General features: G+C 66.5%; 11 protein-coding genes. 7 read left to right on the top strand and 4 right to left on the bottom strand.

Going from position 1 to position 14,348, the window contains the following annotated elements; all coding sequences use genetic code 11:
• Positions 1-33 precede the first annotated feature (33 nt).
• From AC1ROX_RS14395 to AC1ROX_RS14375, 5 genes are all read left to right on the top strand, one after another.
• Positions 34-1,032, top strand: coding sequence for a FecR family protein (locus AC1ROX_RS14395; RefSeq protein WP_493126624.1), 999 nt, complete (start codon positions 34-36; stop codon positions 1,030-1,032).
• A 127-nt stretch (positions 1,033-1,159) separates the two neighbouring features.
• The gene (locus AC1ROX_RS14390) at positions 1,160-3,628 is read left to right on the top strand and encodes a TonB-dependent siderophore receptor (RefSeq protein ID WP_493126623.1); all 2,469 of its coding nucleotides are present in this window, start codon (positions 1,160-1,162) and stop codon (positions 3,626-3,628) included.
• A gap of 57 nt (positions 3,629-3,685) precedes the next feature.
• Complete coding sequence (locus tag AC1ROX_RS14385; RefSeq protein WP_493126622.1) at positions 3,686-4,189, top strand: sigma-70 family RNA polymerase sigma factor; 504 nt, start codon at positions 3,686-3,688, stop codon at positions 4,187-4,189.
• Between the two features lie 69 nt (positions 4,190-4,258).
• Entirely contained in the window at positions 4,259-5,245 is a 987-nt protein-coding gene (locus AC1ROX_RS14380; RefSeq protein ID WP_493126621.1) for a FecR family protein, read from the top strand.
• Positions 5,246-5,362: 117 nt separating this feature from the next.
• Entirely contained in the window at positions 5,363-7,825 is a 2,463-nt protein-coding gene (locus AC1ROX_RS14375) for a TonB-dependent siderophore receptor (RefSeq protein ID WP_493126620.1), read from the top strand.
• A 6-nt stretch (positions 7,826-7,831) separates the two neighbouring features.
• Here AC1ROX_RS14375 and AC1ROX_RS14370 read toward each other — a convergent pair whose 3' ends face one another.
• Positions 7,832-9,517, bottom strand: coding sequence for an N-acyl-D-amino-acid deacylase family protein (locus AC1ROX_RS14370; protein WP_493126619.1), 1,686 nt, complete (start codon positions 9,515-9,517; stop codon positions 7,832-7,834).
• 60 nt (positions 9,518-9,577) lie between these two features.
• On the opposite strand from AC1ROX_RS14370, the gene AC1ROX_RS14365 reads away from it, so the two are divergent.
• Complete coding sequence (locus AC1ROX_RS14365; RefSeq protein WP_493126618.1) at positions 9,578-10,558, top strand: Bug family tripartite tricarboxylate transporter substrate binding protein; 981 nt, start codon at positions 9,578-9,580, stop codon at positions 10,556-10,558.
• 37 nt (positions 10,559-10,595) lie between these two features.
• A complete protein-coding gene (locus AC1ROX_RS14360; protein WP_493126617.1) occupies positions 10,596-11,381 on the top strand; it encodes a dienelactone hydrolase family protein in 786 nt (261 codons plus the stop codon).
• An 83-nt stretch (positions 11,382-11,464) separates the two neighbouring features.
• Here the strand turns inward: AC1ROX_RS14360 and AC1ROX_RS14355 are convergent, their stop codons facing one another.
• From AC1ROX_RS14355 to AC1ROX_RS14345, 3 genes are read right to left on the bottom strand one after another with little or no spacing between them, the layout of a single operon-like run.
• Positions 11,465-12,409: an arginase family protein gene (locus AC1ROX_RS14355; protein ID WP_493126616.1), complete on the bottom strand. Its 945-nt coding sequence runs from the start codon at positions 12,407-12,409 to the stop codon at positions 11,465-11,467.
• Position 12,410: 1 nt separating this feature from the next.
• Positions 12,411-13,667 carry a M20/M25/M40 family metallo-hydrolase gene (locus tag AC1ROX_RS14350; protein WP_493126615.1) on the bottom strand — a complete coding sequence of 419 codons (1,257 nt, stop codon included), beginning with the start codon at positions 13,665-13,667 and terminating at the stop codon, positions 12,411-12,413.
• On the bottom strand, positions 13,667-14,332 hold the full coding sequence (locus AC1ROX_RS14345; protein ID WP_493126614.1) for an amino acid ABC transporter permease: 666 nt from the start codon (positions 14,330-14,332) through the stop codon (positions 13,667-13,669). Before AC1ROX_RS14345 ends, AC1ROX_RS14350 begins: the two co-directional genes overlap by 1 nt.
• Between the last annotated feature and the right edge of the window lie 16 nt (positions 14,333-14,348).

The following is a 14,348-nucleotide window of genomic DNA, read 5'->3' as shown; positions in this document are numbered from 1 at the left end:
AGAAGGACCCCTGCAAGCGACGGGGGCAGCGAGATGACCGGATCGCAGGAGGAACTCGACCGCGTCACGACCGAAGCCGCCCGCTGGCTGGTTGCGCTCGATGACGATCCCGACGATGTCGAGCTGCGCGCGCGGTTCGAGGCATGGCACAGCGCGGATCCGGCGCATGCAGCCGCATGGGCGGACACGTCGGGCATCTACGGCCTGATGGCCCAAACGGCGCCAGTCCATGCCACGCGCTGGCAGGGCGCGGCGACTCTGCCTACGCCCAAGACCTATGCGCGTCGTGACGTACCGGCACCACAGCGCCCGTCGATGCCGCGTCGCGCGGCGGCGGGTCTCGTCGCGGCGGCGCTTGCGGCCTGCCTTGCGCTCTTCTTCGTGCCGGGCCTCGTCATCCGCTTCCAGGCCGATCACGTGACGTCGACGGCCGAGGTGCAGTCGCTCGGCCTCGACGATGGCAGTGTCGTGCGGCTGGGGCCCGACAGCGCCATCGATGTGGCCTACGAAGCCGGCGAGCGGCGCGTGCGCCTGCTGAAGGGCGAGGCCTTCTTCGAGGTGAAGCCCGATCCCGGCCGGCCGTTCCGGGTCGTGACGCGCGATGTCGAGACGGTGGTGCTCGGTACGTCGTTCAACGTGCGCTTCATGGGCGAGGGCGCCGAAGTCTCGGTGCGCAGTGGCCTGGTTGGCGTCGATAGCAAAACGAGTCAGGAGCGGCTGGAGCCAGGTAACTGGGCGCAGGTCGGATGGAATGGCGGCGTCCAACGTGGCGCCATCCCGCCGGACGAGGTGGCACCGTGGCTGCACGGCCAGATCGTCGCGCGCGATCGGCCGCTCAGCGACGTGGTCGACGAGCTGCGCCGCTATTTTCCCGGCGCCATCGTCGTCGCGAGCAGCGGCCTGGGTGGCCGTCGCGTGACCGGCGTCTACAATCTCGCCGATCCCGCGTCCGCGCTGCGTGCGATCGTCGGCACGCATGGCGGCTCGGTGACCCAGGTGACGCCCTGGCTGCTGGTGGTTCGCGGCGGCTGATTTTTTTTCGGTGCTCGGCCGAAAAGCAGGAACGTCGCAGCGTTGCTTGGGTGAAAGGCACGATGCCGAGACGCATTCACGAGTGACGTCGCATCTGTCCAGAGTCGAGTAATGGGCGGGGATTGCGATGGTAAATGCGCGTGAGCACGCGCGTCTGGTGGCTGCGGCCGCCGCGGCGTTGATGGCGACCTTCTCCGCAAATGGAGCATGGGCGCAAACCGTAGAAGCGCCGCAGATCGCGCAACCTCAAAGCGGATCGCAACGACAGTACACATTCAACATTCCGGCGCAGCCGCTGACCGATGCACTGGCCTCGTTCGGCCGCCAGTCGGGCATGCAGGTCTCTGTCGATGGCGATGCCGCGCGCGGTGTTGCCTCGCCGGGCGTGACCGGCCTGATGACGCCGGAGCAGGCGTTGGCGCGGCTGCTGGCCGGGACGGGAATCACCTACCGGCTGACCGGTGGCAACACGGCGATGCTGCAACGGGCATCCGCGATCACGCCGGGTGCGATGCAGCTCGATCCGTTGCAGGTGCAGGGCTATGCCGTACCGTCGCAAGCTTTGATCGACAACATCCCGCCGCCTTACGCCGGCGGACAGGTCGCAACCGGCGGCCAGCTTGGCCTGCTCGGCAATCGCGGCGTTATGGACACGCCGTTCAACCAGACCAGCTATACCGCCAAACGCGCACAGGAGGCGCAGGCCAAGACTGTCCGTGACGTACTGCTCGACGATCCGTCGGTGCGCATTCTCTTCCCCGATGGCGGGCCCGGCGCCGAGAGCTTCTACATCCGTGGCTTCAACGCAAGTGCGCTGGGTGCCATTTCCTATGGCGGTCTCTACGGCATGCTGCCGGCCTTCTCGATCGGGTCCGAGCTCGCCGAGAGGGTCGAAGTGCTGAAAGGGCCGAGCGCCATGCTGAACGGCATGCAGCCGGGCGGCTCGATCGGCGGCACGGTCAACATCGTCCCGAAGCGCGCGCCCGACGAGCCGCTGACGCAGGCGACCGCGGGTTATGGCTCGAGTGCCCAGTTCGGTGGTGCCATCGACATCGCCCGGCGATTCGGCGAGGACAAGCAGTTCGGCATACGCTTCAACGGCGTGTTCAAGGCCGGCCAGACGGCTGTGAACAGTAACACCGACCAGCGCGAGCTCGCCGTCCTCGGCCTCGACTTCCGCGGCGACCACGTCCGCCTCTCCGCCGATCTCGGTTACCAGTACCAGTATATCGGCGGCACCTTGTCTTATCTCGCTCTCGCCAACGGCGTCCCGCTGCCTTACGCGCCCAGTGCCCGGATCAACCAGGGCCAGCCCTGGGCCTATAACGAGCGCAAGGACTCGTTCGCCATCGTCAGGGCCGAGGTCGACATGACCGAAAGCGTGACCGCTTACGCCGCATTCGGCATCCACGACAGCCGCTGGGAAGGCCTCTACGGCGCGAACGTCGCCGTCACGAATGCCGCCACGGGAGCGGCCACCGCCAGCGCGCCGTTCAATTCCAGCCAGCCGCGCTCCTACCTGACGGGCGAGATCGGCGTGCGGGCGAAGGTCGAGACCGGACCGATTGGCCATGATGTCGCCATCACCGCCACGACCTATGGCGACCAGACGAGCGCGGGTTCGGTCACCGGCACCGCCTTTGCCTCGAACATCTACAACCCGACCGTCATCGCTCGGCCAAACATCCCGACGCCCAACGCGACCAAGCTCTCGACCCAGAGCCTGTCGAGCATCGGCGTTGCCGATACGCTGAGCGCTGTCGACAAGCGCATCCAGCTCACAGTCGGCGCGCGCCTGCAGCAGGTGACGGCGGCCAACTTCAATGGCGTCTCGGGGTTTCAGACATCGGGCTACGACCAGAGTGCGATCAGCCCGTCGGTCGCCCTGGTCTTCAAGCCCTGGCAGAACATCTCGCTCTACGGCAATTACATCCAGGGCCTGCAGCAAGGCACGACCGTCGGCATCGCCTTCGCCAATGCCGGCGAAGCGCTGCCGCCCTACAAGAGCACGCAGTACGAGGTCGGCATCAAGGCCGACTGGGGCAAGTTCACCACCACGATGAGCCTCTTCCAGATCTCGCAGCCCAGCCTCCTCACCAACGTCGCCGCCAACACGCAGTATCTCGGCGGCGAGCAGCGCAACCAGGGCCTCGAGTTCAACGTGTTCGGCGAGCCGTTGCCGGGTGTCCGTCTGCTGGGCGGCGTGATGCTGCTGAATGCGGTGCTGACCAAGACGCAGGGCGGCGCCACCGATGGCTGGACCGCACCGTTCTCGCCGGGCTTCAATCTCAACCTCGCCGGAGAATGGGACCTGCCGTTCCTGCCGGGCTTCACCGTGAACGGTCGCGTCATGTACACCGGCTCGCAATACATCGATACGACCTGGCCGCGCCGGAGCCTGCCGGACTGGACGCGCTTCGACATCGGCGCGAGCTATCGGTTCGACAATCCCGGCGCCAAGGGCAAGCCGCTGGTCGCGCGCTTCGCCGTCGAGAACCTGCTGGATGCCACCTACTGGGCCGGCGGCAGCGGCGCCACCACACTGTTCCTCGGCGCACCGCGCACCTTCCGGTTGTCGTTGACCGCCGACTTCTGAGTCGTCCTCACGCGGAGAATTGCGAACAATTCGCAGTTGCGCTAAGTCACGCCCATCGTGGCTTCGAACGCAAACCTTCTGTTCGTGGAGACCCGCCGGGAGCTGGTCGACTATGCGACCGGCATCGTCGGCTCGAGGTCGCAGGCCGAGGATCTCGTCCAGGAAGCCTGGATCCGCTTCAACGAGGCGGCGAAGGAGGAGCTTCTCCGCGAGCCGCGCAATTATCTCTACCGGATCGTCCGCAATCTCGCGCTCGATGGGCGGCGGCGGCGTGAAGTCGAGCGGCGTATCTTCAACGAGCCTTCCCCGGACGTTGTCGCGTCGCTGCCCGACGTCGCGCCGTCGGCCGAACAGGCCTCGATCGATCGGGACAATCTTCGCCTCCTGCAGGAGGCGCTGCGCGAGCTGCCCCGTCGGACGCGCATTGCTTTCGAGATGCATCGCCTCCAGGGCTGCAAGCTGCGCGAGATCGCTGCCGTGCTCGAAGTTTCGATACCTACGGCACAGCTTCTGGTGATGGATGCCCTTCAGCACTGCAAGAGCCGCCTCGGCTGGCCCTGAGGGCGCGAATTTTTGTAATTGCCTCACGATGGCTCGTCTTAAGAATGGGGGCATGACCGAGGGATGGTGATGGCATCAGCGCCGGAATCGGCGGAAGCGCGCGCGTCGCGGGAAGCCTCGGCGTGGCTGATCGAGCTGCAGGAGGATCCCGACGATCCGACGATGCGCCGCAGGCTGGGCGAATGGATCGCCGCCAGCTCGGCAAACGCGCGCGCCTGGACCTCGGTGCAGAGCCTGTCGCGCCTTGCCCGCGGCATGACGCCGGAACTGTCGGCCGAATGGCGGCCCGCGCTTGAGCGGGCCGGCGCGACGGAATCGCCGCGCGTTGTGAGGTGGCCAACGGTGCGGCGCTGGCGGATCGGCGCGGGCGCCCTGGCGCTGGCGGCCTGCCTTGCCTTCATCGCCGGTCCCGGCCTGCTGATCAGGCTGCAGTCCGATGCCCTGACCGAGACCGCGGAATCGCGCGTGCTCAGCCTGCCCGACGGCAGCCGGGTCACTCTTTCCGCCGCCAGCGCGGTGGCGCTCGACATGGCCGGCAACGACCGGCGCGTGACGCTTCTGAAGGGCGAGGCGTTCTTCCAGGTGACGCCCGATCCCGCGCGGCCCTTCCGGGTCGTGGCTGGCGACGTCGAGACCAAGGTCGTCGGTACCAGCTTCAACGTGCGGCGCGATGCGGAGGGTGTCGCGGTGAGCGTCGAGGAGGGGCGCGTGGCGGTCTCGGCGGCGTCCAAGTCGGAACTGCTGGGCGCAGGCGATGCGGTGTGGATGTCCTGGCGGGGCGAAGCGCAGCGGTCGACCGTGCCGCCGCAACTCGTCGCCACTTGGCGGCAGGGACAGCTCATCCTCCAGGATCGACCGATCGGCGAGGCGGTGGACCAGCTTCGCCGTTACTATGGCGGCGCCATCGTCGTTGCCGGCAATGCGCTGGCGGCCAAGTCGGTGACGGGCGCCTACAATCTCCACGATCCCGAAGATGCGTTGCGCGGCATGGCGCGCGCGCATGGCGCCAAGGTGCGACGCCTCTCGCCCTGGCTCATCGTCATGTCCGACGATTGAACACCTCCGGGGAATTTTTTTGTAAACCGCGATTCCAGCCTCGTCGTCTTAGATAAGGGGGAGCGCCAAGCCGCCGCGACCAGCGCAAGTCACCCCCACGAATGACGGAGTTTGGGGTTGAGCATTCGGATATCGCGCGCGGTCGCATTCTCGGAAATTTCCGCTGTCACGTTCCTGTCGCTCATGGCGATGGTGCCGATGCGTGCAGAGGCACAGGACCTGTCGCCCAGCGTGGCGCAGATGGTCGAACGGCGGTCCTTCAACATCCCGGCCCAGCCGCTGGGATCGGCGCTGGGCATCTTCGGCCAGCAAGCGGGCCGCCAGGTCACTGTCGACGGTGCTGCTGTCCGCGGACTCGACACGCCCGGCGTGCAGGGCACGATGAGCATCGACGAGGCGCTGCGGCAGCTGCTTGCCGGCACGGGCCTGATCTATTCCTTTCCCAGCACCACGACGATCGCGGTGCAGCGGCCGGGCCAGAGCAGCGCGCCCGGTGCGATCCAGCTCGATCCCGTGCAGGTCCAGGGCGCCTTTCCGATCCCGCAGCAGGCGATGATCGACAATATCCCGCCGCCCTATGCCGGCGGCCAGGTCGCGACCGGCAGCCAACTCGGCCTGCTCGGCAACCGCAACGTGATGGACACGCCGTTCAACCAGACGAGCTACACGGCGAAGAAGGCGAAGGACCAGCAGGCACAGACCATCCGCGACGTGCTGGTCGACGATCCCTCGGTTCGCTCCTGGCTTCCGGACGGCGGCGTCGGTGCCGATCAGGTGCTGATTCGCGGCCTCCAGGTCGGCAACGCGACGGCGACCTACGGTAATCTCTACGGCTTGATGCCCAGCAGCTCGATCATGCCGGAGATGGCCGAGCGCATCGAAGTGCTGAAGGGGCCCAGCGCCATGCTCAACGGCATGACGGTCGAGGGGTCGCTGGGCGGCAGGATCAACATCGTGCCGAAGCGCGCGCCCGACGAGGACCTGACGCAATTCACCGCCAGTTACGCCTCGGGCACGCAGTTCGGCGGCCATGCCGATCTCGCGCGGCGCTTCGGGCCCGAGAAGCAGGTGGGCGTCCGAATGAATGTCGCCTACCGGTCGGGCGAGACCGCCGTGGTCAACAACACCGACCAGAGGATGCTCGCGCTGCTCGGTCTCGATTTCCGCGGCGAGCGCGTCCGGGTCTCGGCCGATCTTGGCTATCAGCTGCAGAACATGACCGGCCTCATTCCCTTCGTCGGCCTCAATCCGGGTATTCCGCTGCCCTACGCGCCGGACGCCCGGAAGCTCTTTGGCCAGGCCTGGAGCCAGGCCGAGCGCAAGAACCTGTTCGGTGTCGTGCGGGGCGAGGTCGACCTCACGGAGAATATCACGGCCTACGCGGCCATTGGCGCGCAGGACTCCCGGAGCATCAGCCTGAACGCGGGCAACAGCGTCCAGGTCAACGACTTCAACGGAAACGGTACGTCGTCGCCGGCCAACCAGAGCTTCTACGCCACCAATCTTACGGGCGAGACGGGCCTCCGTGGCTTCGCCGATACGGGTCCTGTCAGTCACGAGATTTCACTCACCGCCAACGCCTTCATGCGTTACAGCGGAAGCGCCTTCGCCAACGGCGCGGCCTATGCCACGAACATCTACAATCCCAGCGTGGTGGCCCGGAACACGCTGGGCACGCCGATATCGAACCAGACCTCCTACAATGCCCTTTCGACCGTTGCGCTCGCCGACACCCTGTCGGCCGTCGACAAGCGAATCCAGTTGACGGTCGGCGCGCGCCAGCAGCGCGTCATCGCCGCCAACTACAATCCGGTGAGCGGCGCGCAGATCGATTACTACGACGAAAGTGCGCTCAGCCCGTCGGTGGCGCTGGTGGTCAAGCCCTGGGCGAACGTCTCGCTCTACGGCAATTACATCCAGGGCCTGGAGGCAGGTCAGATCGTCGGCGCCAACTTCGCGAATGCCGGCGAGGTCTTCAAACCCTTCAAGTCCACGCAGTACGAAATCGGCGTGAAGGTCGACTGGGGCAAGTTCACCACGACCGCCAGCCTGTTCCAGATCACCCGGCCCAGCACCATCGTCGACGTGATGACCAACACGCTGGTGCCCTCGGGTTCGCAGCGCAACCAAGGCCTCGAATTCAACGTCTTCGGCGAGCCGATGCCGGGCGTCCGGCTGCTCGGCGGCTTCATGCTGCTGAACGCCGTGCTGACCAACACGCAAGGCGGGTTGACCGATGGCTGGACCGCGCCGCAGACACCCAACTTCCAGGGCAATCTTGCCGGCGAATGGGACCTGCCCTTCGTGAAGGGCCTGACCCTGACCAGCCGCATCATCTACACCGGCTCGCAGTATATCGACACGGTCGCCCCTCGGCGCAGCCTGCCGGAATGGGTCCGCTTCGACCTCGGCGCGCGCTATTTGTTCGAGAACAGCCGGAGCCCGACCGGCGGGCCGGTCGCCATCCGCTTCAATGTCGAGAACGTACTCGACAACGACTACTGGGCCAGCGGCGCCAACGGAACGCTGTCCCTTGGCGCGCCGCGGACTTTCCGCCTGTCGCTGACCACGGACTTCTGAGAGGGCTTAAGCCGCGAACGAGCGCAGCACCTTGCCGGGCCTCGAAGTTGGGTCGGCGCAGAAGCCTTTTTCGTCGGCGGCCCGGGCGCCGTTGATCCAGACGCCATGCAGGCCGATCGCGCCCGCGGTCAGGCGCGCGGCACCCGCCGGCAGGTCGTGCGCGCGACGCTTGGGGCCGCGCGCGACGGTCTTGGGATCGAACAGCATCAGGTCGGCGCCCAGGCCTTCGCGCAGGAAGCCTCGGTCCTGGATGCCGAACAGCCTGGCCGGCTGGCCGGTCAGGCGATGCACCGCCTGCGGCAGGTCGAGCACGCCCAAGTCACGGCTCCAGTGGCCCATCAGGTGCAGCCCGAAGCCCGCGTCACAGAAGAAAGTGAGATGCGCGCCGGCGTCGCTCAGCGAGATGTGGGTGTTGGGATCGGCCAGGATGCGGCCGACCTGCTTGTCGTCATTGTGCAGGAGCTGCGCCACGAACATCGTGTCGAGGTTCTCCGACAAAGCGAAGTCTAGGATGAAGTCGAACGGGTCCTTGCCGGCCTGCTTGGCCAGTTCGGCGAGCGTTGCGCCTTCCATCGCGCGGTTCTCGTCCTTCGCGGTCTCGACGACGAACAGCTTCTCCCACTCGCCGTTGAACAGCAGCCGGCCGCGCTTGGCTAAAAGCTCCTCGCGCACCGAGGCGCGCCACGCCGGGTCGCGATAGATCTTCTTGAGCTCGGCCGGATCGTGCGCGGCCATCGCCGGCTTCCACGCCTGCATGCTCTCGAACAGGTACGGGCTGTGGAAGGTGAAATCCATGCTGAGCGGGCAGCACGAGGTCTGCGCCACCAGTTCGCGGCCGCGCGCGCGGGCCTCGTTCACCTGGTTGAGCGTGGTGAACGCGGCCTCGGGGTTGGTGTTGGAATGGAAGAGGGCTGCGATCACCACCGGACGGTTCGATTCGGCCGCGATCTCCTCGAGATACGGGATCGTGGTCGTGCGGCCCTTGGTCAGCATGTAGACGCCGGTGCCACCCTGGCCCATCGCCTTCACCAGCGTGCGCAACTCGTGGTCGTCGGCGAGGCGCGACGGCATCGGCGTGCCGCCTTCGCCATTGTGCGCTTCCGAGGTCGAGGAGGCGAAGCCGATGGCGCCCGCTGCCATCGCCTCGCGCACCAGGTCGGCCATTTTTGAGACCTCGGCCTCGGTGGCGGCGCGCTCGGTGGCGTCGGTGCCCATCACGAAGGTGCGGATGGCGGAATGGCCGGCGAAGCAGGCGACGTTGGGGCCGACGCCGTTCTTCTCCAGCATGTCGAGATATTGCGGGAAGCTCTCGAAGCCCCAGTTGATGCCGGCGCGCAGCGCATCGAGCGACATGCCCTCGACATGCGTCAGGTGACGCATCGTGAGGTCGCGGTCGGCGGGCTTGCAGGGCGCGATGGTGAAGCCGCAATTGCCGAGGATCGCTGTGGTAACGCCCAGCGCCGGCGAGGGATCGACGAAGGGATCCCACGTGATCTGCGCGTCGTAATGGGTGTGGCCGTCGATGATGCCGGGTGCCAGGGCGAGGCCATCGGCTTTCACCGTCTCCCTGGCGGCCCCGAGCTTCGGGCCGATGCCGGCAATCTTGCCATCTTTCACGCCGAGGTCGCCGTGCACTGCCTTGGCGCCCGAACCGTCGTGAATTTCTGCGTCCTTAATGACCAGGTCGAACATGTTTTTTTCCTCCCAAAAGAACCCTAGTCTGTCGGCAAGGAAATGGAACGGGAGGATTGCATGACAGGCATGACACGACGCGGCTTTGTGGCGGCAGGAACGGTCGCAGGAGCGGCCTTCGGAATGGCGCCGGCGATCGTGCGCGCACAGGACTATCCCACCAAGCAGGTTCGCGTGGTGGTCCCTTATCCGGCAGGCGGCGGCACCGATCTCGTCGCGCGCCTCGTCATCCCGCGCCTTGCGGAACGCTGGAAGCAGACCGTTATCATCGACAACAAGGGCGGGGCGAGCGGCATCCTGGGCAGCGAGATCGTCGCCAAGGCACCGCCCGATGGCTACACGCTGCTGGTCACGACCAGCGCGCACACGATCAATCCCTACACCACCAAGGTCCTGCCGTACGACACCGAACGCGACTTCACGCCGGTCACGCCGCTGATCGAGGGCGCCCTCGCGCTGGTCGGTTCGCCCAAGGCGGGCATGGACACGATGGAAAAGTTCATGACCGCGGCGAAGGCCAATCCCGGCAAATATCAATTCGGCAGCACCGAGAACACGACGCGGATGGTGGGCGAGCTGTTCCGGGTGAAGAGCGGGCTGAAGATCGAGAACGTCGCCTACAAGGGCGCGGCGCCGATGATGCAGGAGCTGGCCGGCGGCCATATCCCGGTGGGCTTCACCAGTCCGTTGACGGTGATGTCGCACCACCGCGCCGGCACCTTGCGCATGCTGGCGGTGAGCGGCAACAAGCGGCTGCCGGGCCTCGAGGACATTCCGACCATCGCCGAGGCCGGCGTGCCGGGCGTCGACACGCTGGCGTGGTTCGCGATGTTCGGGCCGGGCAAGATGTCGCCCGCGCTTGCCAACCGCATGCGCGACGACGTGGTGGCCGTCCTGGCCGAGCCCGAGATGCAGGCCAAGATCCGCGACCTGTCGAGCCTCCCTGGCGGCGAGTCGCCCGACTCCTTCGCGCAGCGCATCAAGAAGGAGTTGGTGACCTGGGGCGAAGTCGCCAAGCTGGCGGGTATTGAACCCGAGTGATTGCTGGAGTGGCGCGCCCCGGCAGATGAGATGCGACATGATCCGCTTGTTCGCGATTGTCCTTCTCATGCTGCTGGGCACGCCCGCCTGGGCCCAGTCGGTAAGTTTCCCCAGCGTCACTGTCGGCAGCAGCCAGGCGGGGCCGGAGGTGAAGGGCTGGATCTACAAGCCTCCGGGCAACGGGCCGTTCCCGGCGATCATCCTGGCCCATAGTTGTGCGGGCACGAACCCGCACACCGAGGGCTGGGGCAAGCGGCTGGTGGGCTGGGGCTATCTCGTGCTGGCGCCGGACTCGTTCGGCCCGCGCGGCACCAGAGCCGTGTGCACGACGCCCGGCGTGGTGACGCCCAACATGCGCGTGGCCGACATCGCGGGCGCCCTCGACTATCTCGCGACGCGGCCCGACGTGGTGAAGGGCAGGATCGGCATCATCGGCCACAGTCACGGTGGCTCGACGGTGCTTCGCTCGACGCAGAAGAATTTTGGTCTCGCGCAGCGCGGGTTGGCAGCGGGCGTCGCCTATTATCCCGGCTGCAATCCGCAGTTCGATAGCGGCATCGACATTCCCGTCCTGCTGCTGGTCGGCGACAAGGACGATTGGACGCCGTCCGATCGTTGCCGGACATTGGTCTCGGGCCTGTCGCGCGGCGGCCTCGTCGACGCGGTCTACTATCCCAACGCCTATCACAGCTTCGATTCGAAGGTTGCCGATCGCACCGTGCCCGGCGCGGCGGGCAAGCAGCATCACCTGGCTTACGATACGGTGGCGGCGCCCGACGCCGAAGCGCGGACAAAGGCGTTCTTCGCGAAGTACCTGCGCTGACTCATTGGAGCGCGCCACTCCAGTGGCGCTCATACTCTATCGGCGAACCACGAGCGCCACTGGAGTGGCGCGCTCCGTTGCGACTACTTCGCGTCGTCGAGGCCCATCTGTCGACAGAGCAGCACGAGCGTCTCGTAGATCACGTGCGAGCAAAGGTGGGCGGCCATGCCGTTCACGTCCTGCGGCGGGCTCACCGTGTTCACGTCGACGGCGACGATGTTGAGGTCGGTGAGGCAGCGCAACAGGTCGATGCCCTCGCGCGCGCTGAGGCCACCCCACGAGGGTGTGCAGACGCCGGGTGCGCAGGACGGGTCGAACACGTCCATGTCGAAGCAGAGATAGACCGGCCGCTTGCCGACCTTGTCGCGGAACTCGGCCATGCGCTGGGCGAAGCCGCCGCGGATCAGCTCGTCGATCGACACGACCTTGTAGCCGAGGCTCATGGCGCGCGGCACGACACCCTGGGCGTAGGTCGTGCTGCGGATGCCGACATGCCAGGAGAATTCCGGATCGACGAGGCCTTCCTCGGCGACATGGGTGAACTGGGTGGCGGAGTTGTACTTCTCCTCCGAGCCGTACGGGTACGAATCGGTGTGCGAATCGATGTGGAGCGCCGCCATCTTCGGGTATTTCTTGCCGACGGCGCGCGCGACCGGGACGGTGACCGAGCCGTCGCCGCCGATGGTGATCGGCACGGCGCCGGCCTCGACGATGCGGTCGGCGGCCTGCTCGATCCGCTCGAACGCGTCGACGATCTTCGACGGCGTGAGCTTGACGTTGCCGCAATCGACCAGGCCCAGCGCCAGTGCGGGATCGAAGTCGGCATTGGTCGGGTTGAAGCGCCGCATGAGCTGCGACTGCTGGCGCACCGAGTCCGGACCGCCGCGCGAGCCGATGCGCATGTTGGTGCCACAGTCGAACGGGATGCCGAGGATCGCCGCCTTGTTCGCCGGGCCGGGCCTTCCGTAGGGCACGCCCATGAAGGTCATGGGCAGGGTGAACAGATCGTCGTCGGACAGGCGGTCCATGTCAGGGCTCCGTGGAGAGGAAATCGTAGGCCACCAGGGTGTGGATCTTGGCGACGGCCAGGAGCTCGTCGACCAGCACATATTCGTCGGCGCCGCCCATGTTGAAGGGCGTGAGCCCCAGCACGACGGTCGGCACGTCGAACATGCGGTACCAGCGCGAGTCCGAGCCGCCGACTCTCATGTTGACCGCTGGCGTCTCGCCCAGGACCTCGGCGGCGACCGAGGCGGTTCGCGTCACGATCTCGTGGCCCGGATCGGTAAAGGAGGGCTCGAAGCGGCGGATCGCCTTCCAGCTCACGCCTTCCAGCGGTGCCAGCCATTCGTCGAGCTTGGCCGCGAGGACATCGGTGGTGATGCCGACGGGCAGGCGGATGTCGGCGCGGGCGATGGCATGCGTGGGCACCAGGTTGGGTGAAGTGCCGCCCTCGATGGTGCCGATGTTCACCGTGACCCTCGACAGGGTGTCGGCCTCGCCGTCGCCCGACAGCGGTTCGGAAATCGGCTTGGCCTTGCCGATCGCATGGGTGACGACCGGCGGCGACTGGAAGGGCACGTCCTCGAGCTGCTTCAGGCAATCGAGCGCGCTGCGCAGCCGGTCGATGGCGTTGGTGCCCTTGTGGACGTGCGCGCCATGCGCCGGCGAACCGGTGGCCTCGACCTCGACCCACATCAGGCCCTTCTCGCCGAAGCGCACGACCTTGGGCGAGCCGACATCGCCGCAGATATTGGCGTCGCCGGCGGCATGCGGGAAGTTCTTGAGGAGATGGCCCGAACCCAACGAGCCCATGTTCTCCTCGTCGCCCGCCAGGGTGAGCACGACCTCGCCGTCCCAGGCGTCGCGGTTCTCGGCGAGAAGCAATGCCGCGAGCAAGGAACAGGCGATGCCGCCTTTCATGTCGCAGACACCACGGCCGTAGAGCTTGCCGTCCTTCAGCACGCCGCCCAGCGGCGGCACGGTCCAGGGCAGGTTCTCCAGCAACGGAAAGGTGTCGAGATGGCCGTTGAAGATCAGGCGGCGTCCCGGCGCCCGGCCGCGGATGCGGCCGATCAAGGAGACGATGCGCGGCTCGGGTTCGACCCGCTCGATCTCGATGCCGGGGATCTCGCGTAGCAGCGCTTCGGCAACCTGTGCCATGTCGAACGTATCGCTCGGCGGGTTGGGCGAGGCGACGGCCACCAGCCGCTGCGTCACTTCGATGAGACGGTCGAGCGAGGCGTCGACCTTGCGTGCCAGCTCGTTGCGAATTTTCGGAGACATCAGCGAGCCTGCAGCCTGCGTTCCCAGAAGCGGATGGCCATGGCGAGCGGCCAGCAGATGAAGAAATAGACGACGGCGATGAAGGTGAAGGTCTCGAGCGGCCGGAAATTGGTCGCCGAAAGCTCCATGCCGCGCCTTGTGATCTCGCTCACCGAGATGACGGCGCCCAGCGAGGAGAACTTGATGAGCTGGACGAAGTTCGAGGCCAGCGGCGGCAGGGTCATGCGGATTGCCTGCGGCAGCACGATACGATTGAACGACTGGAACGGCGTCAGGCCCAGCACCTGGGCGGCCTCGCGATGGCCCTTGGGCACGCTCTGGATGCCCGAGCGATAGACCTCGGAGATGAAGGACGCCTGATAGAGCGCAAGGCCGATGATCAGCGCGACCAGCGCCTCGATGCGCACCCCGAATACGATCGGCAGCACGTAATAGACCCACAGGAGCTGGACCAGGATCGGCGTGTTGCGCACGACCTCGCCGATCGATATGCCGACCCAGCGCAAGGCGCGGAAGCGCGACATGTCGAGCAGGGCGATGATCAACCCGCCGACCATCGCCAGGACCAGGGTGATGGCCGAGATGATCAGCGTCATCTGCAGGCCGCCCATCAGGAAGTCGAAACTTCCCCAGACCGTGTCCCAGCGGAATTGATACTTGAACATTCAAGCCTCAATGGAG

It is taken from the genome of Reyranella sp. GW821-FHT14A01 (genome assembly GCF_058803965.1).
Note: the sequence above shows the minus strand (reverse complement) of the source record. Positions and strands in the feature narration are given on the sequence as shown.